Consider the following 22288-nt stretch of genomic DNA (forward strand, 5'->3'; position numbering starts at 1 on the left):
CGGGATTAATCGCTACCCTGCTCTGCCGCGTCTGCCAGTTTGCACCGCACAACCCATACGTCATAACGGGGATGTTCCAGCGCGGAGAGTGCCGGACTGGAGGCGATCATCCATCCCTCAAACGCGGGGCGGTTTTCCCGTACATCGCGGATCACCAGATAGGCAAAAGCATCTGCGGAAATATTCCCCGCCGGATACCGGCAATCCTGCACAGACACCATCAGACGTTCGTAAACGGTGGTGTCCCCCACGGGCAAATCAATGTCTTCGACCTCGCCGGTGATGGTATCAAGGGCGCGCAATTGCACAATGTCACCGTGCTTGGTCTTGACCGAGCTTTGACCCAAGGCCACAACCGGCACCATCACAGCAGCACATAAGAGCGACAGCAGCTTCATTCAGAAGAGCCGCTCACAAACTTCAGCAGCAGCGAGATCAGGCTGACCGCGCCCTGTGTGTCCAGCAGCTCTCCGCCGTCTTCGAGATTGAACTCCGAACCGCCGGGGACGATTTCAACATAGTTTCCACCGAGCAAACCCTCAGAGGCAATCACCACCGAGGAATCATCGGGCAGCACAATATCCTTGCCCACTGCCAGCGCCGTTTCCGCACGGAAGGTCTGCGGGTTCAGGTCCAGCCCTGTGACAGTGCCGATTTTCACGCCCGCCAACCGCACATCGGTGCCAAGGGAAATCCCCTCAACCGAACGGAAAGAGGCGTTCACCGTGTAGCTGTCGCCGGTGCCCGACACGCCAACCGCATTGGCGGCGTAATACAAAAATCCGGTTGCCGCGATCAGAACGACGGCGCCGATTGCTGTTTCTGCTGCACTGTTTGCCATTATGACCCCCTATCCCAGCGGATGCTGACTGTAAAAACCTGTGATAAACCGCGCGGGCTTATTCAGGTTGCCATGCCTCGTAATCCGCGCGGTGGGGCGGTGTCGGAGAGCGCAGGCTGCCACTTGGGACATAGGCCAATGGCGTGCCGGTCAAGTTCTCCAGATGCTCTTTTTCCCATTTTTTGCGGGGCAGAGGGGCTTCGGTCGGAGGCGTTTGATAGGTCTGGTGCAGCCAGCCGTGCCATTCGGGGGAAATGCGGCTGGCCTCGGCCTCGCCGTTGTAAATCACCCAGCGTCGTGACCCGTCCTTGTTCTCGTAGAACTGGTTGCCTTCATCGTCTGCGCCGACTTTGACACCATTGCGCCACGTCCAGAACTGTGTGTTCAGGGTCTGGCCGTTCCACCATGTAAACAATCGCAGGATAGACTTCATCACGTTACTCTTTTGCTGCTACCGGATCAGGCGGGACCGTCAGCCCTGCCTTTGCCAGCCATTCATCTGCCGGATCGTCATGTGTTGCCTGCCCTGTCAGCTTCTGGTCGGGTGGCAGCTTACACTTGTCTAGCTGGGCCTTATATGGCCTATTCCGCGCCACGCGTCCAGTCTTGGAGGTGTGTTTTCAGTCGCAAAGGGAAGGCTATGGCGCTTCTTGCAATCTTTCGCCGTGTGCTGGCGGTTCTTCTGTCGATTTACCTGCTGACAGTGGTTTTTGTGACAGGCTTTGCGACGCTGCAACCCCTGTGGGAACCCGCGATGCCAGAGGCGGATATGATCGTGGTTTTGGGGGGTGGCATGTCAGCGGAGGGGCGATTGCACCGCTCGACCACGGTGCGGGTGGATCGGGGGGTGGCGCTTTATCAGGCAGGGGCAGCGCCGCAAATCCTGTTTACAGGCGGCGCATTGGTTGCAGGGGCACCGGCAGCAGGCCGTCAGATGGCGCAGCGGGCAAGGGAGCAGGGCGTGCCGCAAGCCGCCATCCTGACGGAAACCCGATCCCATTCCACCCTGCAAAACGCCCTGTTCAGCCGCGCAGACTGGCAGGCGGCTGCGCATATCATTCTTGTAACAGAAGGGTTTCACCTGCCCCGAAGTTGGGCCAGTTTCAAAGCTTTCGGCGCAAAACAGATAACGCTGGTCCACGCCCGCAGGTTCAGAGGCGACAGTGTGATTGGCGGCGTCAAAATGGTGCTGCGGGAATCACTGGCTTACTGGTTCAACGGGGCGCGGTATCTGATATGGCAGGCGGCGGGACTGTCCGGTCTGGCACGTGCGGACCGCGATGCCCTGCTCTATTAGCCCCCGCGCCTACCCCGCTTTCTCGCTGATCACATCATCCAGTCCGGAGGTGAACTGCAAACGCGCAAGCCGTGCATAAAGCCCGCCTTCCGCCACCAGCGCGTCGTGGGTGCCCTGAGCTACCACTTTCCCGCCATCAAGCACGATAATCCGGTCCGCCCGTTTCACCGTGGCCAGACGATGGGCCACGATCAGCGTTGTGCGATCCGCCGCCAGACGGTCTACCGCCTGTTGCACGGCCTGTTCGCTCTCGGCGTCGAGCGCAGAGGTCGCCTCGTCCAGCAGCAGCACAGGCGCGTCCCGCAGGATGGCGCGGGCAATTGCAATCCGCTGTTTTTGCCCGCCCGACAACATGACGCCCCGCTCTCCGACGAAACTGTCATAGCCTTCGGGCAAAGCGGTCAGGAACCCGTCCGCTGCGGCGGCTTTGGCGGCGGCAATCACTTCGGCATCGCTTGCATCGGGGCGGCCGAAACGGATGTTCTCCATTGCAGAGGTGGCAAAGATCACCGGATCCTGTGGCACATAGGCCAGATGATGGCGGAACCCATCCCGGCGCAGGCTGGCAATATCCATCCCGTCAAGGGTTATGCGCCCCTGATCGGGATCAAAGAAGCGCAGTAACAATTGGAAAACAGTCGATTTTCCGGCACCCGAAGGACCGACCAGAGCCACAGTTTCCCCCGCCTTCACATCCAGAGAGAACCCTTCTAGCGCGGGCGCTTTGGGGCGGGCGGGATAGCGGAACGTGACGTTTTCAAATGCGACCGAACCCGTGATTGCGGCAGGCATTTGCGCCGCATCCGCACGATCCTGAACCGGATCTTCGGCCTGAAGCAATTCCACCAATCGCTCGGTCGCGCCGGCAGCCCGTTGCAACTCGCTCCAGATTTCGGACAGGGCCGCAACGGATCCTGCCACAAGCACCGCATAGATCACGAATTGCACCAGTGCGCCGGTGCTCATCAAATCGGCCCGCACATCCCGCGCACCCATCCACAGCACGCCCACGATGCCTGTAAAGATCAGGAAAATCACGATTACCGTTGTCAGCGCGCGGGCACCGATGCGTTGGCGGGCGGCGTCGAAGGCTTCTTCGGTCAGCGTGTCAAACCGCGCACGGCTGCGCCTTTCATGGGTAAACGCCTGCACTGTCGTTGCAGCCAGCAGGGTCTCGGAGGCATTGCCGGAGCTTTCCGCGATCTTGTTCTGGTTTTCACGGCTCAACCGGCGCACCCGCCGCCCCAGCACCAGAATCGGCACCAGCACAAAGGGCACCAGCAACAGAACCGCCCCTGTCAACTTGGCAGAGGTAAACATCATCAGGATCAGACCGCCAAAGAAAATCAGCACGTTGCGCAGGGCAACGGAAACGGAAGACCCGATAACCGATTGAATAAGCGTGGTATCGGTGGTGATCCGGCTCAGCACTTCGCCCGTCATGACTTTATCAAAGAAAGCGGGGCTCATCCCGATCATTTTGGTGTAAACGGCCTTGCGAATATCCGCGATGACGCGTTCGCCCAACCGCGTAACGAAGTAATAGCGAAACCCCGTTCCCACCGCCAGCAAGCCGGCAATCGCAATCGCTGCGCCAAAATACTGGTCCATCAACTGGGTAGACCCCGTGGAAAAACCGTCCACCACACGGCGCACAGCCAGAGGCAGCAACAACGACAGCGCGGCAGTAACAGCCAGCGACACCCCTGCAAGCGCAATCATCAGGCGATAAGGCTTCAGGAAAGGTGCAAGCCCGCGCAAAGGTCCGACAGTTTTGGATTTCTCACGGGATTGCGGGTCGGCTGACATGCTCTTATCTTGGGCCATGCTTACTCCGGCGGTCCGCAGTTCGCCACCTTAACAGTGTATTAGGGTGGATTTGGAGCGGGTAGCGGGAATCGAACCCGCACCTTAAGCTTGGAAGGCTCTTATGATACCATTTCACCATACCCGCGCCGAGTTTCAGGTACTATTTCAAAGCCTGCGGATGGTCAAGAAACAGTTTTCACAAAGTTTCTTCCGGTTTAAAAAAATGAAAGGCTGCACCCACGCCAATAGATGCAGCCTTTACAATATATACTGAAAATTTCTTCAAAAATTGCGGTGAAAACGGCGTTACGGCAGGTCCACCCATGCGGCATTTCGCCCAGAGGACCGCACGCAGGCGTCAATAAATTCAACGCCTTTCAATCCGTCCTGCACGGTGGGAAAAACCACGTCCTGCGGGATTGGCTGGTCATTCCGACGGGCGAGTATCGCTTCGGCTGCTTCGGTATAGATGGCGGCGAATCCTTCGAGATAGCCTTCGGGATGACCCGGCGGAATGCGCGAAACTCGGTTCGCGGCAGCACCGGACCCGGCCCCGCCCCGCGTGATCAGGCGCTTTGGCTCTCCAAAGGGTGTGAACCACAGATAGTTCGGGTCTTCCTGCGCAAATTCCAGCCCGCCCTTGGTGCCGTAAACCCGCAACCTCAGCGCGTTTTCATTGCCCGGTGAGACTTGCGAACTCCACAACATGCCCCGCGCCCCGCCTTTCCAGCGCAACAGAACATGGGCGTTGTCATCCACCCGCCGCCCCGCAACAAAGCTCTGCATGTCCGCGGAAAGGGATTCCAGCTCCAGCCCCGTCACAAAACAGGCGAGGTTATAGGCATGGACGCCAATATCCCCGATAGACCCGCCTGCCCCGCTGCGGTCCGGATCGGTGCGCCAGTCGGCCTGTTTGTTGTGCACCTCCTCGGTCATCCAGTCCTGCGGATATTCCACCTGCACCACGCGGATTTCGCCCAATTCGCCAGAAGCAATCATTTCGTGCGCCTGCCTTACCATTGGAAAACCGGTGTAATTATGGGTCAGCACAAACAGCGCGTCAGATGCTTCGGCCGCTTTAACCAATTTGCGCGCATCAGGCAGAGTAGAGGTCAGCGGCTTGTCGCAGATCACGTGGATGCCCCGTTTCAGAAACTCCCGCGCGGCAGCGTAATGGACGTGGTTTGGCGTCACGATCGACACTGCTTCGATCCCGTTCTTCAGCCGTGCCTCGCGGATTGCCATCTGCTTGAAGTCATCGTAGGTGCGATCCGGCGCAAGGCCAAGGGCCGCACCGCTCGCCCTTGCCTTTTCAGGGGTAGAGGACAGCGCCCCTGCCACCAGTTCAAACCTGTCGTCAATCCGCGCGGCAATGCGGTGGACCCCGCCAATAAAAGCGTCATTGCCACCGCCGACCATGCCCAATCTGATCCGTTCCGCCATCAGCCTATCCCCAACATCTTGCGGTTTGCGGCCTCATCCGCGCCCCCGTCTGCGAAATCGTCAAAGGCTTTTTCCGTCACACGAATGATATGATCCTTCACGAATTGCGCCCCTTCCCGTGCCCCGTCTTCGGGATGCTTCAGACAGCATTCCCATTCCACAACGGCCCAACCGTCAAAGTCATTCGCCGCCATTTTGGAAAAGATCGCTGCAAAATCCACCTGCCCATCCCCGAGCGAACGGAACCGCCCCGCGCGATTGACCCAAGGTTGATAGCCCGAATAAACGCCTTGCCGCCCCGTTGAATTAAACTCTGCGTCCTTGACGTGAAACATCTTGATCCGGTCTTTGTAAATGTCGATGTTGTCAATGTAATCAAGGCATTGCAGCGCGTAATGGGACGGATCATACAGCATGTTGCAGCGGGGATGATTGTCTACCCGCTCCAGAAACATTTCAAACGTGACACCATCGTGCAGGTCTTCGCCGGGATGGATTTCATAGCAAATATCAACACCGTTTTCATCAGCGTGATCCAGAATCGGACGCCAGCGGGCGGCCAGTTCGTCAAAGGCGGTTTCAATCAGCCCTTCGGGTCGTTGTGGCCAAGGGTAGACATAGGGCCAAGCCAAAGCGCCCGAAAAGGTCGCATGGGCCGTGATCCCCATATGACGAGAGGCAGAAATCGCCTTTTTCACCTGATCCACCGCCCAAGCCTGCCGCGCCTTGGGATCACCGTGCACGGAAGGATCGGCAAAGCCGTCAAAGGCAGTGTCATAGGCTGGATGCACCGCCACCAATTGACCCTGCAGATGCGTCGAAAGCTCTGTTACCTCCACCCCGTTTTCCTGTGCCTTTCCCTTGAAGGTATCGCAGTAATCTTTTGATGTTGCAGCTTTTTCAAGATCAATCAGACGGGCATCCCAACTGGGCACCTGCACCCCTTTATAGCCGCAATCTGCGGCCCATTTGGTGATCGAATCCCAAGAATTGAACGGGGCTTCGTCACCCGCGAACTGTGCCAGAAACAGGCCCGGCCCTTTGATGGTCTTCATGATGTTTCCTCCCTCATTCCTATCATTTGGTAATTTTACAGCACCGTCAGGCCCGCCTTATCCATACAGGCGCGAATATGGGCATACCCCTCGCGGTAGACCTGTTCGGGGCTGTCGGCAAAATCGCGCCAGACCTTCGTGGCGGCGGCAAGGTCGGGCAGCCCGCGCCCGAAGGCCTCTATCGTCAGCCAATCGTCATATCCGCTCCGGGCAATTGCCGCGAAAGTCTCGGCCCACGAAATATTTCCCCGCCCCGGCACGCCACGGTCATTCTCGGAGATGTGGATATGGCTGATCATATCGGAGTTGCGGATCAGCGCCCCGACCGGATCGGTTTCCTCTATATTGGCGTGGAACGTGTCGTACATGGCGGTGATATTGGGATGGTCGAGCGCTCGCAGATGATCGCAAAGCGCATCCATTGTGTTGAACAGATAGCATTCAAAACGGTTCAGCGCTTCCAGCCCGACCACAATCCCATGACCTGCCGCCAAATCCCCGATCTGCAACTGGGTATCGCGGAAATAGTCGAGCTCGGCCCCTGTCGGCCCCGCGCCGCTAAACAGGCCCAGCGTGGAGTGAAGCGGCCCGCTGATCTGATCCGCCCCCAGCGCGGCGGTGCATTCCAGCGCCCAGTCCATATAGTCCACGCCAGCCTTGCGCGTGGTGGCCTGCGGTGAAATCAGGTTCACCGAAGGATCCCCCATCGCCGTGACCGCCGTGCGCTCTAACCCGATCCGGTCAAGCATGACAGCGATTTGCCGGTACTCCTCGGGCGTGCCTTCGAAAACGGGGATCTCCACCCCGTCAAATCCGGTGTCGCGGAGGGCCGTTAACAGGGATTCGTGCTGTGGCGTGATGCGGGTGGTCCATAGAAACATGCACATTCCGATTTTCATCATTATTCCCTTGGCATCGCCTCTGTTGCAGCTTCACAAGCCTGATCCTTGGACCCGGATGCGCCTTATAACTGGTCATACCAAAATTGGCGAGCAGGTCAAAGCGAATTTATCAACAAACCAGACACCGCAGCCGCTCTACTCATAACAATATAAGCCATTATATCGCCTTGAGCGCAGAGAATGCGCGAATAAAGCCGAAAACCAGCCCTTGACCGTTTGGAAAATTCAATGCTATCTGGTCTAACCAATTTACACACTTCCCGACCGAAACACGATGACACGGCGGGACAATACGGGTGTGAAACAGACCTTCTGGGAGGACAGGAATGCATCTTTCGACACACAACTGGATGCGGGCGGAACCGCTGGAAACGACGGTACGCCGGATCAAGCAATATGGTTATGAAAGCATCGAGATTTCGGGCGAGCCGGATCAATACGATACCAAGGAAACCCGCGCGCTGCTGAAAGATACCGGCATGCGGTGCTGGGGTGCTGTGACCCTGACACTGGGCGATCGCAACCTTGCAGCAAAGGATCAGGGCCAGCGGGAGCGCACGGTCGATTACGTCAAAAACGTGCTCACTATGGTGTCAGAGCTGGAGGGCGAGATTATCTTACTAGTGCCCGCAACCGTGGGTAAGGTTGTCCCCGACGGCACACCGGAAGAGGAATGGAAATGGGTGGTCGATGCCACACGGGAATGTTTCCATCACGCAAAGAAAGTCGGCGTCAAAATCGCCGTGGAACCGCTGAACCGCTTTGAAACCTATCTGTTCAACCGCTGCGCACAGGCGCTGGCGCTGGCGGATGCGGTCAGTCCGGAGTGTGGCGTGTGCCTTGATGCGTTTCACCTCAATATTGAAGAAGACGATATATATGACGCGATCCGTCTTGCCGGTGATCGTCTGTTCGACTTCCACGTGGCCGACAACAACCGTTTTGCCGCTGGTCTCGGCCATCTGGACTGGCCCAAAATCGTCGGCACCCTAAAGGAAATCGGCTATGACGGTGCACTGACCAATGAGTTTGTCGCGCCGGTCGATCGCACTCCGGCTGCGCCCTACCCCGATATGGTCGAGAAAAATCCGGTGGATATTTCCCCCGAGCAATTGAAGTTCATTGAGGATCACGGTTCTTCCCTGTTGTCCGAGGATTTCTACGCCCGGCAGATGGAAATCACTGCGGAAACACTGTTGCCGCTGATGAAGTAAACGGGGTCCGCCCTGTTCCTGTCCGGGCGCGTCAACTCCCTGCGCGTCCGGCTCAAATAACCCGAGGATACATCATGCGCATAAAGTCGGCTCAGGCCTGGTGGGTGCAGATTCCAATCGAAACCGAACAACAGCATGTCAGCGATTTCGGTCGTCTGCGCACCTTTGATGCAGCGATCCTGCGGCTGGAAACCGACGACGGTCTTGTCGGATGGGGCGAAGGCAAGAATGCGGCGGGCAGTGCGGGCAATTACGGGACGCTGGTGCATCTGCTCAATCACGAATTCGGCCCCCGCATCATCGGCCGCGATCCGGCGGATGTTTCAATCGTCTGGGAGGATCTTTATAACGGCGTGCGGGCAGAGAAATCTGCATTGGCGGGCCATTCCATGCCCGATTTCGCGCGGCGCGGCATGTCCATCGCGGCAATCAGCGCCATCGACATTGCGCTTTGGGATATACTTGGGAAATCCGACAACAAACCTGTTTGGCAGCTTTTGGGCGGGCGCAAGGCGGACCGGATGCAGGCCTATGCTTCGGGGGGTTGGGCCGATAAGGACAATATTGGCGAACAATTACAATCCTATATCGACAAAGGCGGCTTCAGGGCTGTGAAGATGCGGGTCGGCGCGATGGACCCTTCCCCGCATGGCTCCGCAGAGCGGGTTCTCGCGGCACGCAAGGCGCTGGGGCCGGATGTGGAGATTATGGTTGACGCCCACGGCACCTTTACCGTCGCAGGTGCCAGACGCTTTGCCCATTTGTGCCGCGATGCGGATCTGGCGTGGTTTGAAGAACCTGTGAGCGGAGACGACAAACAGGGCATGGCCGAATTGCGGGCCAGCACCCATATCCCCATCGCGGCAGGAGAATCCGAGTCGACCCGCTTTGATTTCCGCGATCTCGCGACCCTGCGCTCGGTGGATATTTTCCAGCCCGATCCGGCCAATTGCGGCGGTATTTCCGAGGCCATGAAAATCGGCACATTGGCCAGCGCCTTTAACCTGCGACTGGCCCCCCATCTTTGGGCGGGTGCACCTTGTTTCTTTGCAGGGCTTCAGGTCTGCGCCGCCTCTCCTGCGGCATTTACCGTTGAATTCTCGCTCGGGGCTAATCCGATGATCCATGAATTATCCAACGCACCCGTCACTGTCAGCGATGGTATGATTGCATTTCCCGAAACTCCGGGTATAGGGTTAGATATGAACGAGGCCGCCGTCAGAGCCTACGCTATTCAGGGGTAAAATGCAGGAAAATCAGTTCCTTCCCACATTGGCCAGCTATCTGTTGAAGGTGGCAAAATCCAACTCGGGCAAAGCGCCCTCAGAGCGGGAACTGGCAGAACATTTTGAAGTCAGCCGCGGGCAAATCCGCGAGGCGCTGGCCATTCTCGAAGCGATGGAGCTGATCGAACGGCGTGCCAAATCGGGGATTTACGTGCGGGAAAACCAGCACGGGATCGAGCAGATGGCCTTTTATGCCCGCGCCGGCATCCCGCTGGAGCCGCTACAGATTTACGAAGCGGTTGAAGTGCGTAAAATCCATGAAATTCAGGCAGCAGAGCTGGCGGCTGAACGGGCGACAGAGGAAAATTTTGAACGTCTGCGCGAGATACTGAAAGCCTCGGAACAACGGATTGCTGACGGCGAAGGGCTTTTGGGGCTCGACCATGAATTCCACCTTGAAATCGTGCGGGCGACGCAAAACTCTATTTTTCACAACATCTGTTCTACCTTCTATGTCCTGAGCGAGAACCGCCTGCCGGTCTATTTTGAAAAGGAAGAGCGCAGCCGCAAATCCCATGCGGATCACATGCAAATCTTCGATGCGCTGGTCCACCGGGACGGGACATTGGCTAAGGCGCTGATGAATTCCCATCTGCGCAATGCCCGCAGCTACTGGACAGAGCTGCTGGAACCCGCCGGTGACACCACCCCCACCTAACCGGAGCCCTGTTATGCCCGAGACCCCTGTGATTTTCTCAACCCACAGCCTGCACCCTGACGTGACCACCGATCTGGCCCGTCTTGGCACGTTGAAAACCGCCTCTGCCCCCACACCCGAGGCAATCCTTGCGGAAAGTGTCGGAGCGAATATCATCATCGTGCGCGCCCCGATCCCACCCGAGATTGTCACGCGGGAACAAGGTCTTATGGCAACTGTACGTCACGGCGCAGGGTTGGATATGATTCCGATGGAGGCTTGCACCGAAGCCGGCGTCATGGTCACAAACGCGCCCGGTGCCAATGCGGTGACGGTAGCAGAGCACGCCATCTGGTCGGCCATGTCGCTGCTGCGCAAAAACCCGATGGTCACGCGGGACCTGCATGAAGGGGGCTGGGAACACGGCCGCCGCCACGCGGCTTTCGGGCAGGAAATTTCGGGTCGCACCCTTGGCATCCTCGGGTTTGGCAATATCGGCACGGCCCTGGCGGGCATGGCGCAAAACGGCTTTGGCATGTCGGTGATTTCCCACACGCGCAGCCCTGATAAACTGCCTGAAACTGTGGAGTCTGTGTCCCTGCCCGAGCTGTTGAAACGGGCTGATATTCTGGTGCTCAGCTGTCCGCTGACCGATGCTACCCGCGGCCTGATCGACAGGGCGGCGATCCAGTCCATGAAGTCGGGCGCAATCCTTGTGAATGTTGCGCGCGGCCCTGTGGTCGAAGAAGACGCCCTGATCGAAGCGCTGCAATCGGGGCATTTGGGCGGCGCGGCGATAGACGTTTTCGCCAAGCAACCCCTGCCCATCGACCACCCGTTGATGGCCCTTGGCAATGTGGTGCTGACGCCCCATATTGCAGGGCTTACGCAGGAAAGCATGCTGCGTCTGGGGCGCAAGGTGACGGAGATCACCGGACAGATTCTCGCAGGACACACGCCGGATAATCTGTGCAATCCGGAGGTTCTGCCAACCTATAAGGCGCGGTTTCCCGCGCTCTGAGCGTGTCAGGCATAGGCCAGATTGCGTCCGCTTTTCTGGTCGAATAACAACACTTTATCCGCTTTCCAGCCAAAGCGGACCGCGTCATCCAGCGCCACTTTCATCTGTGCTGAGACGGTCGCATGCAGGCGGTTCTGCCCCACGTCGATTGTCAGAATTTTGATAACGCCGTGATCTTCCACGTCAAACACTCGCCCCTGCACCGGAGCGCCGCTTTCGAGCACAAGATCTTCGGGCCGCACTCCGAATTTCAGGGGCTGGTCGATGGCCCCGCCACTGGCGGTCACAGGCAGGCTGAATCCGTCGCTGATACGGGCCTGTCCGCCCTCTAGTGTGCCGTCCATGAGGTTCATCGGAGGTGTGCCCACAGCCCCCGCAACAAAGGTGTTGAGCGGATTGTCGTAGATGTCCGACGGCGTGCCCACCTGCACCAGCTTGCCTTTATTCAAAACACCGACTTTGTCGCCCATAGACATGGCCTCAATCTGGTCATGGGTGACAAACACAAAGGTCGCGCCCAGTTCATTGTGCAGCTTCTTCAGCTCTACCCGCAACACGTCGCGCAGGTTGGCATCCAGCGCCGAGAGCGGCTCGTCCATCAGGAACACGCGGGGTTCGCGCACGATGGCCCGCCCGATCGAAACGCGCTGCATCTCGCCGCCCGACAGACGCTCTACCTTACGATCCAGCAGACGGGTGATTTGCAGGGTTTCCGCCGCTTTCTCTACCCGCTCTTTGATCTGCTCGGGCGTGAAGTTCTGGGTGCGGGATTTCAGTGGAAACTCCAGATTGCCCCGCACGGTCAGCCGCGGATAGAGCGAATATTGCTGCAACACCAGCGCTACATCCCGCTGCGCGGCATTCCAGTTGGTTGCATCCATACCGTCGATCAGAACCTTGCCGGACTCCGGTTCCTCCAGCCCTGCGATCACCCGCAGGGTCGTGGTTTTGCCCGCGCCCGTCTGGCCCAGAAGAACGAAAAATTCACCGTCCTTGATCTCCAGATCCAGATCGCGCAACGCGCGGTTCGGTCCGAAACTTTTGTTAATCCCCTGAAGCGTAATATCGGCCATCAGTTCGCCCCTCTTAAATTCAGCCCCGTCGCCCCGTCAAAGAAATGGGCCTGCGCCGGATCAATATTTACAAACACTTGCTGGCCTTCCCGCGCGACGTAGCCGCTCTCGGTGCGGGCCCGCAGCACGGTTTCCCCGATAAGGACATCCACAATGTCATGACTGCCAAGCGGTTCGATATTGCTGGTCTGCGCGGCCAAGTAGCCCTCTTTCGCCTCATGGGAGAGGATCACCGCCTCAGGCCGCACGCCGAGCGATACCGGCTGGCCCGTGTTGCGCACATGGTTGATCATTTGCTCGGGGAAGTGAAAACCGGTTTCGGCCCCGCCGATCAGCACCGAAGACTGACCGTTCACCCCTGCAAATGACGCCGCATTAATGTTCATCACCGGACTGCCGACAAATTTGGCGACAAAGGCGTTGGTTGGGTGCAGGTAGACCTCCTCCGGTGCGCCGACCTGTTGCAGCACGCCGTCATGCAGGATCACGATGCGATCCGCCAGCGACATGGCTTCGACCTGATCGTGAGTCACATAAACCGAGGTAGACCCCCGCGCGATATGCAGGCGTTTGATTTCCGCACGCATCTGTTCGCGCAATTTCGCATCAAGCACGCCAAGCGGTTCATCCATTAACAACGCCTTGGGACGACGCACCAGCGCACGGCCAATCGCAACCCGCTGCATATCCCCACCGGACAGCGCGGAAGGCTTGTTATCCAGATGCTCGGTGATTTGCAGCACTTCGGCCACCTCGTTCACCGCCTTTTCCCTATCCGCAGCCCCCATACGAACGGCGCGCAGCGGAAAGGAGATATTCTCCCGCACAGTCATATGCGGGTAGAGCGAGAAAGACTGGAACACAAAGGCAATATCGCGGTCGGCGGCCTTTTTGCCCTGCATCTCCACCCCGTCGATCAGGATCTGGCCGGAGGTGACAGTCTCCAGCCCCGCAATCGCCCGCAGCGCCGTTGTCTTGCCGCCGCCGGATTGCCCCAGCATCACAACGAACTCTCCGTCTTCAATTGTCAGATCCAGATCTTTCAGCACCTGATTGGCGCCAAAAAATTTCTGCACGTTGCGCATGTCTATCTGTGCCATCAGACGATCCCCCCGTCCTTATAGGTGCCTTTTTCGCGTACATCGTCCGGTTCATCCCCATGCAGTTCCAGCACATCGGCGCTTTCCCCGACGAAATCATCCTGAATTGGGGCGTCAGGACTAATTTTCGATGTCACCAGAAAGGCGATCAGTCCGAACAGCGTCATGGTCAGCCCGTAGCGGTGGAAAAACTCGCTCCACGGCTGGCAAAGCGCGATAATCCCGAGGATCATCAGCGTCTGCGCACCGGGGGCCAGAAAGCGGTAGTTCAATTCTCGAAAACTCATTTGCGGATTGCTCCAAAGGACATGCCGCGCAGCAGGTGATTGCGCAGAAGGAAGGTGAAAATTGCCACGGGGATCAGGAACAGGAAGGTGCCTGCCGCAATCACGGTCCAGTCCGGCAGGCCGGAACCAACCTGTGACGGAATATAGGGCGGCGCGGTCTGCGCGTTGCGGTTGGTCATGATCAGCGCGAAGGCGTATTCATTCCAAGCGGTGATAAAACAGAACACCGCAGTTGCCGCCATGCCGGTCAGGGCTTCGGGCAGAACCACCTTAAAGAAAGCTTGTATGCGGGTGTAGCCATCCACAAGGGCGGCTTCTTCGTATTCGCGGGGGATCTCGTCGATAAACCCCTTCATAATCCAGACTGCAAAGGACAGGTTGAAGGCGGTATAAAGGATGATCAGCCCCATATGGGTGTCATTCAATCCGACCACGCGGTACATCAGAAACATCGGGATTGCGACGACGACGGGCGGCAGCATCCGTGTCGAAAGGATGAAGAACAGCCAGTCATCCTCTCCGGCGACCTTGAAGCGGCTGAATCCGTAGGCGGTTAACGTCCCCATCCCCACCGCCAGAATGGTCGAGATGACCGAGACAATCAGCGAGTTTTTGAAGCGGTCGCCATAGCCGGAGGAGCGAACCTCGCCCGACTTGCGGTTGCGCACGACTTTCTCGCCGCCGTCGAACACCATCTGCTCCCACCACGGGGCGTTGTCGTATTCCTCTTGGGTGGGTTGTTCACGCAACTGGCTGCGTTTGGTGAACAATTTCACAAAGGGCGCAACGGTCGGCTCGTACACAACCGTCGGCGGAATGGTTGTGGCCAGATTACGGGGTTTGAACGCTGTCGCCGCGATCCAATAGATCGGGGTCAGCATGATAATCAGGGCAACAAACACGGCGGCAATCGCGGTGCGGTTGGTCCATTTTTCTGCAGATGTCTGAACGCCGGCCATATTAACGCGCCTTCACTTTATTGAGGTATTTCACATAGATATTGGTAATCGCCACCACCATGATCAGCACGATATAGGCAAATGCCGAAGACATGCCGGTCTGCCATTCCTGAAACGCCATCTTGTACAGACGGATGGCAATCAGCTCGGTCGTGGGCTGGGAGGACAGCACATAAGCCAGATCAAAGGTCTTGAAGGCCTCCATCGTGCGGAAAATGATCGCAATCATCAGGATCGGTGCCACCAGCGGCAAGGTGATGCGGAAAAAAGTGTAGATATTGCCCGCACGGTCAATCTCGGCAGCTTCATACAGATGCTTTGGCACTGCAGACAGGCCCGCCAACGACAGCAGCATCACAAAGGGCGACCACATCCAGATATCCACAATGGCAATTGCCCAAAGCGCCATATCCGGATCGGCAAGCCACTCGAATTTACCCAGTCCCAGAAAATAGTTGATGATCCCGAAGTTCGGATCATAAAGCAGCTTCCAGAACAGCCCCACAACGGCCATGGACAGCATCATCGGCAGCAACAAAAGTGTGGTAATTAGCCCCTTCGCCGGAATTGCGCGGTTCAGCAGCATGGCAAGGCCAAAGCCCACTACCACCTGCCCTGTAACGGAAATCAGCACATATTTCGCGGTGATCGAGAAGTTCTTCCAGATAAACGGATCATTCAGCAGGTCGCGGTAGTTTTGCAGACCGACAAATTTCGCAGGCGCGTTTGTCGAGGCGCGGAAATCCGTAAAGGAATAGCCAAGCGAATAGAGCAGCGGGAAGATATTGAATATAATCAGAAAAGCGATGGTCGGGATTATAAACAGGTTGCGGATCGACAGGTCGCTAAGCCCTCTGGAGGCCGCCTGAGAATTCGGGTCAAGCCGGGTCATGTTATTCGTCGGCACGGGGCATTCCTTCTTGGCTCGTTCTGATCAAATGGACGGTGGTTCGGGAATAAGGGGCGCCGCAGCGCCCCTGATGATCGTTCCACATCGCGCAGCGTTATTGACCGCGACCGTATTTCTTGAAGGTGGCTTCCCAGTCAGCGGCCAGCGCATCGAGCGTTTCCTTGGCCGTACCTTCGTCCCCGACAATGAACGGGTAAAGACGCTGGTTGGCAGAGGTCAGTAGTTCCGCAAATTCAGGAACAGCCCAGAAATCTTTGACCTTGAACATGGTCTGGTAAAACGCTTCATTATACGGGGTCGCCTGACGGAACTCGTCAGATTCCAGCACCGCAGCGCTGGCCGTATACCCACCGAGTTCAGCCCAGCGTTTCTGGGTCTCATCCTTGATAAACCACTCAAGGAAATCCATCGCCATGTCCTGATTTTCAGAGTATTTCACAACCGAAATCCCCTGACCGCCAAGCGCCGCAAACTGGTCGCCGTCCGGTCCGGCCGGATTGGCAAAAAAGCCGGTGTTGGCTGCATGGGGGTTGGTGGCCTCATTCAAAAGTGCGGGAAAAAAGGCGAAGTAATTCATCGACATGGCCACAAGACCCTCGGTGATTGCCTGATTGTTTTCCACAAAGAATGTCTTGGCCCAACCCGGCGGCGTATAGCTGTACAACTTCTTGTAGTTCTCCAGCGCGGCAACCGCCTTGTCGCTGTTTACATAGCCGTCCACTTCATAGGTTTCAAAGTTGCCCAGATCCGCCCCGTAAGAGAAGATCGCGTTTTCGACCCCCATGACCATCGCGTCATAGCTGTTGTCGGTATAGATCGCGATGCCGTAGCGGTCTTCGTCGGGACGGTGGAAGAATTCGGCAATATCAGTCAGTTCAGCCCATGTTTTCGGGGGGGCAAGGTCATAGCCGTATTTGGCCTTGAACGCCTCCATTTCAGCCGGATCCTCGAACCAGTCCTTGCGGTAAGACCAGCCGACAGCATCACCTTCGGCAGGAATGGCCCAGTATTTGCCAGAGTTACCGGGGTATTCGGCATAATATTTGACCGTCGCCGGTGCCATCACTTCACCAAGGTTGTTTTCCTTGAAAAACTCGGTGAGATCCACGTAATGACCGCCCTCGGACGCCGCGCCCAGCCACTGACTGTCCCCCACGATCATGTCATAGGCACTGCCACGGGCGTTAAATTCTGTAAACGCTTTGGTTTGGAAATCCGCCCAAGGCGTCGTTTCCACCGTCACCGAAATGCCGGTTTCCTCTTCATATTCATTAACAAGCTCTTGCAGGAAGTTGGCAGGGTCCCATTCCGCCCAGAATATCACCAGATCTTCCGCGGTGGCAGATGTCGCCATCAAAGCCGAAAGCGCGGCCCCGGCAAGCAGGCCAGACATGTTACGTTTCATAAGTTGTTCCTCCCAAATGTGCAGTGATCGTCCGGCAGTTTCCCCTGCGGCTCCTAGTCTCCATTCGCCCTGCTCTGCGACCCTTGGTGAATTGCAGAATACAAGGGTTTTCGTCTCCCGTGTTACTTTTGGTAATACCAGATAAACCCCCAAGTCAAGGAATTGTTTTGAAGGCCGCCAATCGCAACTTCTGCAGTAAAAGCAGGCAAAATCCCTTAATTTTAGCTGAAAATCTCCGGACGACCCGTTTGCAAGCCTTCGGCATTCCAAAAAATAGGGCTTTACGACTCGCCGCAAATTTGCCCACTCTGGCCGGACCAGATAATAGCGAGAGCGGCGAGAACACGTGGGGCGGGCGTGGGATTTTCCGTGAACGCGCCATGGTTGAAACGGGAGGGTTTCACGTGTCCAAACTCTATCTTGTCGGCACATTCGACACAAAATCCAAAGAGCTCGGGTATCTGGCGACCCTGCTGCGGCGCGGTGTGTTGCCGGTCGTGACGGTTGATCTTTCCACCCAAAAACCGGCCGAGGCTGCGGATGTGGCGGATGTTTCGGCGCAGGCGGTAGCCGCCTGTCACCCTGAAGGTGCGGATCATGTGCTGGGCGGTTCTGATCGCGGCGCGGCTGTCAAAGCGATGGCAGAGGCTTTTGCCCGCTTTTGCATCAGCCGCCAGAATGACATAAGCGCGATGATCGGGATTGGCGGTGGCGGTGGCAGTGCGATGGTCAGCGAAGGGATGCGCGCCCTGCCCTACGGCCTGCCCAAACTGCTGGTGACAACGCTCGCCTCTGGCGACATGGCGCCCTATATCGGCAGTTCCGATACCATCGTCATTCCTTCCGTAACCGATCTGGCCGGACTGAACCGCCTGAGCCGCAATATTCTTCACAACGCGGCGCAAGCGTTGATCGGGATGACGGCCAGTCCCTACCTGCGCCCGATTGTCGAAAAAGAGTCGCTCGGCCTGTCCATGTTCGGTGTCACCACCCCTTGCGTCACGCAAATCACCGCACAGATGAAGCCGGATTACGATTGCGTCGTGTTTCACGCCACCGGCACCGGCGGGCGGACATTAGAAAGCTTGCTGGACAGCGGCTATCTGTGCGGGGTGATGGATATGACCCTGACGGAAATTGCCGACGAACTGGTGGGCGGTGTTTTGCCTTCCGGTCCGGCGCGGCTTGATGCTGTGTGCCGCGCCCGAAAGCCCTGGGTCGGTGCGCCCGGTGCGGTGGATATGGTGAACTTCTGGGCGCCGGATACCGTGCCGGAGAAATTCGCAGACAGGCTGTTTTACAACCACAACGCAAATGTCACCCTGATGCGCACCACGCCGGACGAAAACGCGCAAATCGGCGCGTGGATCGCGGCCAAGCTCAACAAATGCCGCGGGCCGGTGACACTTCTGATCCCCGAAGGCGGGGTTTCCGCGCTCGACATCAAAGATGGACCGTTTCACCACCCCGAGGCCAGCGCCGCACTTTTTGACACTCTGGACGCGAGATTTAAGCAAACCGCACAGCGTAAACTCGTCCGCCTGCCCCACCACATCAATGATCCCGCGTTTTCGGCTGCCGCCGTAGACGCCTTTCAATCCCTGCAACAGGACCCATAATCCATGCCCTATATTGATCGTGCCAGCATTCTGGAAAAATTCGCCAACATGATCGCGGACAACCGACCCATTATCGGCGGTGGTGCCGGTACCGGTCTGTCAGCAAAATCTGAAGAAGCCGGCGGCATCGACCTGATTATCATCTACAATTCAGGCCGTTACCGCATGGCAGGGCGCGGCTCGGCGGCGGGTCTGCTCGCCTATGGCAATGCCAACGAGATCGTTAAGGAAATGGCGGTCGAAGTCCTGCCCGTTGTCAAACACACGCCGGTTCTGGCGGGGGTGAACGCCACTGACCCTTTCATCCTGATGCCGCAGTTTCTGGCTGAACTGAAGGCGATGGGCTTTGCCGGCGTGCAAAACTTCCCCACGATCGGGCTGTTCGACGGTATGATGCGCCAGAGCTTTGAGGAAACCGGAATGGGCTACGGGCTGGAGGTGGACATGATCCAGCAGGCCCATGGCATCGACCTGCTGACCACCCCCTATGTATTCAACCCCGACGAGGCCATCGCCATGACCAAGGCTGGCGCTGATATAATTGTGGCCCATATGGGGGTGACTACGGGGGGCGCAATCGGCGCAACTTCGGCCAAATCGCTGGATGACTGCGTGGCCGAAATTGACGTCATTGCCGCTGCTGCCCGTTCAGTGCGCGAGGATGTGATCATTCTGTGCCACGGCGGACCGATCAGCATGCCCGATGATGCCGCCCATGTGCTGAAACACTGCGACCGCTGCCACGGGTTCTACGGGGCCAGCAGTGCCGAACGCCTGCCAGCAGAAACCGCCATCCGCGACCAGATCAAAGATTTCAAAGCCATCGACACGACATCAAAAGGATAATTCACATGGGCGAGACCGATAAATATTTCACCTACCCCGATGACGTAGACAACTTCGGGTTTGACTGGGGGCGTCTGGCCCTGACTACCGGACCGGAAAAGATGCTGCGCGAGGCACCGGATTTCCGCATCATCCCGAAAGAAGACCTAAAGGCAGACTGACATGACGAAACCCGATCTCGACTACAGTTTTTCACATCTCGACAGTCTGATGGATGATGCAGGTCTCGATGCGCTGTTCATCACGTCAAAACACAATGTACGCTACCTGCTCGGGGGCTATCAGTTCATCTTTTTCTCGGCCATGGATGCCATCGGCCACAGCCGCTATCTGCCTGTATTCGTCTACATAAAAGGCGCCGTCGACAAGACCGCCTATGTGGGCAACAGGATGGAGGGCGGCGAGCATGAGAACCATCCTTTCTGGCCAGAGCATATTTATACAATGTCATGGACCAGCGTGGATTCCACACAACAGGCGCTGGAGCATCTGGCGCGGATGGGCGTTAATGCGGGGCGGATCGGGGTGGAACCCTCTTTTCTACCCATGAACGCCGCGGCGCAAATCGCGCAGGATATGCCGCAAGCCACCCTGCACGACGCAACGACGGTACTGGAAGAACTGCGTGCGGTGAAAACGGAACGGGAACTTAAACTGTTGCGGCAGGCGTCAGAGTCGATCACCGATGCGATGCAAGCCACCATTCACGGCGCCAAAGCCGGCGACAGCAAGTTCGAGATCATAGAGCGTCTGCGTCAGGAAGAAACCCGGCGCGGGCTGATGTTCGAATACTGCCTGCTGACCCTTGGCAGCAGCCACAATCGCGCGGCGTCGAACCAGACATGGGCCGAAGGAGAGGTGCTTTCGATTGATTCCGGTGGTAATCTGGACGGCTACATCGGAGACATCTGCCGCATGGGGGTGCTTGGCGAGCCGGACAGCGAACTTCAGGATCTTCTGGCCGAGGTGGAAGAAACCCAACAGGCCGCTTTCGCCCAAATCCGCGCTGGCGCAACAGGGGCAGAGGTAATCGCCGCCGGAGAAGCCTGCCGCAGCACCCAACCCAACGCGAGTCACACTGATTTCTTTGCCCACGGCATGGGGCTGATCAGCCACGAAGCCCCGTTCCTGATGACAAACCACCCTGTCGCCTACGAAAACCGCGACGCGGATAAACCCTTGCGCAGCAACATGATCCTGTCGGTAGAGACCACCATGCTCCACCCCAAGCGCGGCTTCATCAAACTGGAAGACACGCTTTGCGTGAAAGACGACGGCTATGAACTGTTCGGCACCGAAGGGCGCGGCTGGACCATCGGGGGCAGCGCCTGAAACGGCTCTTTTTGGGGCAAATATCCTCAGGGGGTGCGGGGGCAGAATGCCCCCGCTTTACCGGTCACAGTTCTGATTTGCGCTGTTTGATCATATTGCGTGCGATCACAAGCTGCTGGATCTGGGTCGTCCCCTCGTAGATCCTGAACAGTCGCACATCGCGGTAGAAGCGTTCGATTGCATATTCTGACATATAGCCTGCGCCACCGTGGATCTGAACGGCACGATCCGCCACCCGTCCGACCATTTCACTGGCATACATCTTGCAACAGGCCGCATCGGTGGTGACAACCTCGGCGCGGTCCTTGGCGCGGGCGGTTTCCAATACCATGCAACGGGCGGCAAAGGCTTCGGCGCGACTGTCCGCCAGCATGGCCTGAACCAGCTGGAACTCGGCAATCGGCTGGCCGAACTGTTTGCGCTCCATCGCGTAATCCAGACTGTCCGCAATCAACCGCTCTGCCGCGCCGACGCAAACTGCCGAGATATGCAGCCGCCCGCGATCCAGAACCTTCATCGCGGTGCGGAACCCCTGCCCGGTTTTTTCGCCCAGCACCGCAGAAGCTGGCACGCGGCAGTTTTCAAAGATCACGTCACTGGTCAGCGAACCCTGTTGACCCATTTTTTTATCTACAGGCCCGATGCTCAGGCCCGGTGTGCCGGCCTCCACCAGAAAGGCAGTGATACTGCCTACAGGATTGTCGGGGTCTTCGGTGCGGGCAAACACAGTAAACAATCCGGCATGGGGCGCATTGGTGATATAGCGTTTGGTCCCATTCAGGATGAAATCATTCCCGTCGCGCCGTGCCGAGGTGCGCAGGGAGCGGGCATCCGAACCGGCCTCCGCTTCGGTCAGGGCGAAAGAGGCAATCATCTCGCCACTGGCTAGCTTGGGCAGGTAATTCTGCTTCTGGGCATCGGTCCCGTCCATGATCAGCCCCTGCGACCCGATACCGTTATTGGTTCCGAGCAAGGAACGGAACGCCGGAGAGGTCTTGCCCAGTTCAAAGGCCAGATTGACCTCCTCCTCCATGCCCAGCCCCAAGCCACCAAACGCCTCGGGGATGGACAGACCGAACAGGCCCAGCTCCTGCATCTCGGCGCGAATATCTGCAGGGATGCCGTTGGTCTCGGCCACCTCATCCTCACGCGGGACGAGCTTTTCACGCACAAACCGTTGCAGCGTGGATTTCAAGAGATCGAAAGTTTCTGGGTCTAGCGCCATATTATCCTCGGTTGATCAGGGGTCGCT

At 57.7% G+C, this 22288-nt stretch carries 23 protein-coding genes and 1 tRNA gene; 9 read left to right on the top strand and 15 right to left on the bottom strand.

Annotated features, from left to right (window positions below):
- Positions 1-5 precede the first annotated feature (5 nt).
- From BFV97_RS05045 to BFV97_RS05055, 3 genes are read right to left on the bottom strand one after another with little or no spacing between them, the layout of a single operon-like run.
- Complete coding sequence (locus BFV97_RS05045) at positions 6-398, bottom strand: DUF2155 domain-containing protein (protein WP_069299256.1); 393 nt, start codon at positions 396-398, stop codon at positions 6-8.
- On the bottom strand, positions 395-841 hold the full coding sequence (mlaD, locus tag BFV97_RS05050) for an outer membrane lipid asymmetry maintenance protein MlaD (protein WP_069299257.1): 447 nt from the start codon (positions 839-841) through the stop codon (positions 395-397). The genes BFV97_RS05045 and mlaD overlap by 4 nt, the downstream gene beginning before the upstream one ends.
- A gap of 58 nt (positions 842-899) precedes the next feature.
- The gene (locus tag BFV97_RS05055; protein ID WP_069299258.1) at positions 900-1274 is read right to left on the bottom strand and encodes an NADH:ubiquinone oxidoreductase subunit NDUFA12; all 375 of its coding nucleotides are present in this window, start codon (positions 1272-1274) and stop codon (positions 900-902) included.
- Between the two features lie 207 nt (positions 1275-1481).
- On the opposite strand from BFV97_RS05055, the gene BFV97_RS05060 reads away from it, so the two are divergent.
- Positions 1482-2138: a YdcF family protein gene (locus tag BFV97_RS05060; RefSeq protein ID WP_069299259.1), complete on the top strand. Its 657-nt coding sequence runs from the start codon at positions 1482-1484 to the stop codon at positions 2136-2138.
- A gap of 9 nt (positions 2139-2147) precedes the next feature.
- On the opposite strand, the gene BFV97_RS05065 is transcribed toward BFV97_RS05060, so the two are convergent.
- The 5 genes from BFV97_RS05065 to BFV97_RS05085 form a co-directional block, all read right to left on the bottom strand.
- Positions 2148-3965, bottom strand: a complete 1818-nt coding sequence (locus tag BFV97_RS05065; protein WP_069299260.1) for an ABC transporter transmembrane domain-containing protein — start codon at positions 3963-3965, stop codon at positions 2148-2150.
- A 53-nt stretch (positions 3966-4018) separates the two neighbouring features.
- Positions 4019-4092: transfer RNA gene (locus tag BFV97_RS05070), tRNA-Gly, on the bottom strand.
- A 161-nt stretch (positions 4093-4253) separates the two neighbouring features.
- Positions 4254-5390 (bottom strand): Gfo/Idh/MocA family protein, encoded by a 1137-nt coding sequence (locus BFV97_RS05075; protein WP_069299261.1) that lies wholly within the window; start codon positions 5388-5390, stop codon positions 4254-4256.
- Positions 5390-6445, bottom strand: coding sequence for a sugar phosphate isomerase/epimerase family protein (locus BFV97_RS05080; protein ID WP_069299262.1), 1056 nt, complete (start codon positions 6443-6445; stop codon positions 5390-5392). The genes BFV97_RS05075 and BFV97_RS05080 overlap by 1 nt, the downstream gene beginning before the upstream one ends.
- A 35-nt stretch (positions 6446-6480) precedes the next feature.
- Complete coding sequence (locus BFV97_RS05085) at positions 6481-7344, bottom strand: sugar phosphate isomerase/epimerase family protein (protein ID WP_069299263.1); 864 nt, start codon at positions 7342-7344, stop codon at positions 6481-6483.
- 329 nt (positions 7345-7673) lie between these two features.
- Between BFV97_RS05085 and BFV97_RS05090 the strand changes: the two genes are divergently transcribed.
- The 4 genes from BFV97_RS05090 (at position 7674) to BFV97_RS05105 (ending at position 11505) form a co-directional block, all read left to right on the top strand.
- Positions 7674-8561 (top strand): sugar phosphate isomerase/epimerase family protein, encoded by an 888-nt coding sequence (locus BFV97_RS05090; protein ID WP_069299264.1) that lies wholly within the window; start codon positions 7674-7676, stop codon positions 8559-8561.
- A gap of 74 nt (positions 8562-8635) precedes the next feature.
- Positions 8636-9805 (top strand): mandelate racemase/muconate lactonizing enzyme family protein, encoded by a 1170-nt coding sequence (locus BFV97_RS05095; protein ID WP_069299265.1) that lies wholly within the window; start codon positions 8636-8638, stop codon positions 9803-9805.
- Position 9806: 1 nt separating this feature from the next.
- A complete protein-coding gene (locus tag BFV97_RS05100) occupies positions 9807-10505 on the top strand; it encodes a FadR/GntR family transcriptional regulator (RefSeq protein WP_069299266.1) in 699 nt (232 codons plus the stop codon).
- Positions 10506-10518: 13 nt separating this feature from the next.
- Entirely contained in the window at positions 10519-11505 is a 987-nt protein-coding gene (locus BFV97_RS05105) for an NAD(P)-dependent oxidoreductase (RefSeq protein ID WP_069299267.1), read from the top strand.
- 5 nt (positions 11506-11510) lie between these two features.
- Here the strand turns inward: BFV97_RS05105 and BFV97_RS05110 are convergent, their stop codons facing one another.
- The 6 genes from BFV97_RS05110 to BFV97_RS05135 form a co-directional block, all read right to left on the bottom strand.
- On the bottom strand, positions 11511-12578 hold the full coding sequence (locus tag BFV97_RS05110; RefSeq protein WP_069299268.1) for an ABC transporter ATP-binding protein: 1068 nt from the start codon (positions 12576-12578) through the stop codon (positions 11511-11513).
- Positions 12578-13678 carry an ABC transporter ATP-binding protein gene (locus BFV97_RS05115; RefSeq protein ID WP_069299269.1) on the bottom strand — a complete coding sequence of 367 codons (1101 nt, stop codon included), beginning with the start codon at positions 13676-13678 and terminating at the stop codon, positions 12578-12580. Before BFV97_RS05115 ends, BFV97_RS05110 begins: the two co-directional genes overlap by 1 nt.
- Positions 13678-13965: a hypothetical protein gene (locus BFV97_RS05120; protein WP_069299270.1), complete on the bottom strand. Its 288-nt coding sequence runs from the start codon at positions 13963-13965 to the stop codon at positions 13678-13680. Before BFV97_RS05120 ends, BFV97_RS05115 begins: the two co-directional genes overlap by 1 nt.
- Positions 13962-14924 carry a carbohydrate ABC transporter permease gene (locus BFV97_RS05125; protein ID WP_069299271.1) on the bottom strand — a complete coding sequence of 321 codons (963 nt, stop codon included), beginning with the start codon at positions 14922-14924 and terminating at the stop codon, positions 13962-13964. Before BFV97_RS05125 ends, BFV97_RS05120 begins: the two co-directional genes overlap by 4 nt.
- 1 nt (position 14925) lies before the next feature.
- Positions 14926-15831 carry a carbohydrate ABC transporter permease gene (locus BFV97_RS05130; RefSeq protein ID WP_069299272.1) on the bottom strand — a complete coding sequence of 302 codons (906 nt, stop codon included), beginning with the start codon at positions 15829-15831 and terminating at the stop codon, positions 14926-14928.
- Between the two features lie 97 nt (positions 15832-15928).
- Positions 15929-17239 (bottom strand): ABC transporter substrate-binding protein, encoded by a 1311-nt coding sequence (locus tag BFV97_RS05135; RefSeq protein WP_069299273.1) that lies wholly within the window; start codon positions 17237-17239, stop codon positions 15929-15931.
- 404 nt (positions 17240-17643) lie between these two features.
- Between BFV97_RS05135 and BFV97_RS05140 the strand changes: the two genes are divergently transcribed.
- The 4 genes from BFV97_RS05140 to BFV97_RS05150 are packed head-to-tail and all read left to right on the top strand — an operon-like array spanning position 17644 to position 21036.
- Complete coding sequence (locus BFV97_RS05140) at positions 17644-18858, top strand: Tm-1-like ATP-binding domain-containing protein (RefSeq protein ID WP_069299516.1); 1215 nt, start codon at positions 17644-17646, stop codon at positions 18856-18858.
- Positions 18859-18861: 3 nt separating this feature from the next.
- Positions 18862-19704 carry a phosphoenolpyruvate hydrolase family protein gene (locus BFV97_RS05145; RefSeq protein WP_069299274.1) on the top strand — a complete coding sequence of 281 codons (843 nt, stop codon included), beginning with the start codon at positions 18862-18864 and terminating at the stop codon, positions 19702-19704.
- A gap of 5 nt (positions 19705-19709) precedes the next feature.
- Entirely contained in the window at positions 19710-19865 is a 156-nt protein-coding gene (locus BFV97_RS18935) for a hypothetical protein (protein WP_216635948.1), read from the top strand.
- Position 19866: 1 nt separating this feature from the next.
- On the top strand, positions 19867-21036 hold the full coding sequence (locus BFV97_RS05150) for a M24 family metallopeptidase (RefSeq protein WP_069299275.1): 1170 nt from the start codon (positions 19867-19869) through the stop codon (positions 21034-21036).
- Positions 21037-21100: 64 nt separating this feature from the next.
- On the opposite strand, the gene BFV97_RS05155 is transcribed toward BFV97_RS05150, so the two are convergent.
- The gene (locus tag BFV97_RS05155; protein ID WP_069299276.1) at positions 21101-22261 is read right to left on the bottom strand and encodes an acyl-CoA dehydrogenase family protein; all 1161 of its coding nucleotides are present in this window, start codon (positions 22259-22261) and stop codon (positions 21101-21103) included.
- Between the last annotated feature and the right edge of the window lie 27 nt (positions 22262-22288).

Source organism: Neptunicoccus sediminis (genome assembly GCF_001719615.1).
Lineage (GTDB): Bacteria > Pseudomonadota > Alphaproteobacteria > Rhodobacterales > Rhodobacteraceae > Amylibacter > Amylibacter sediminis.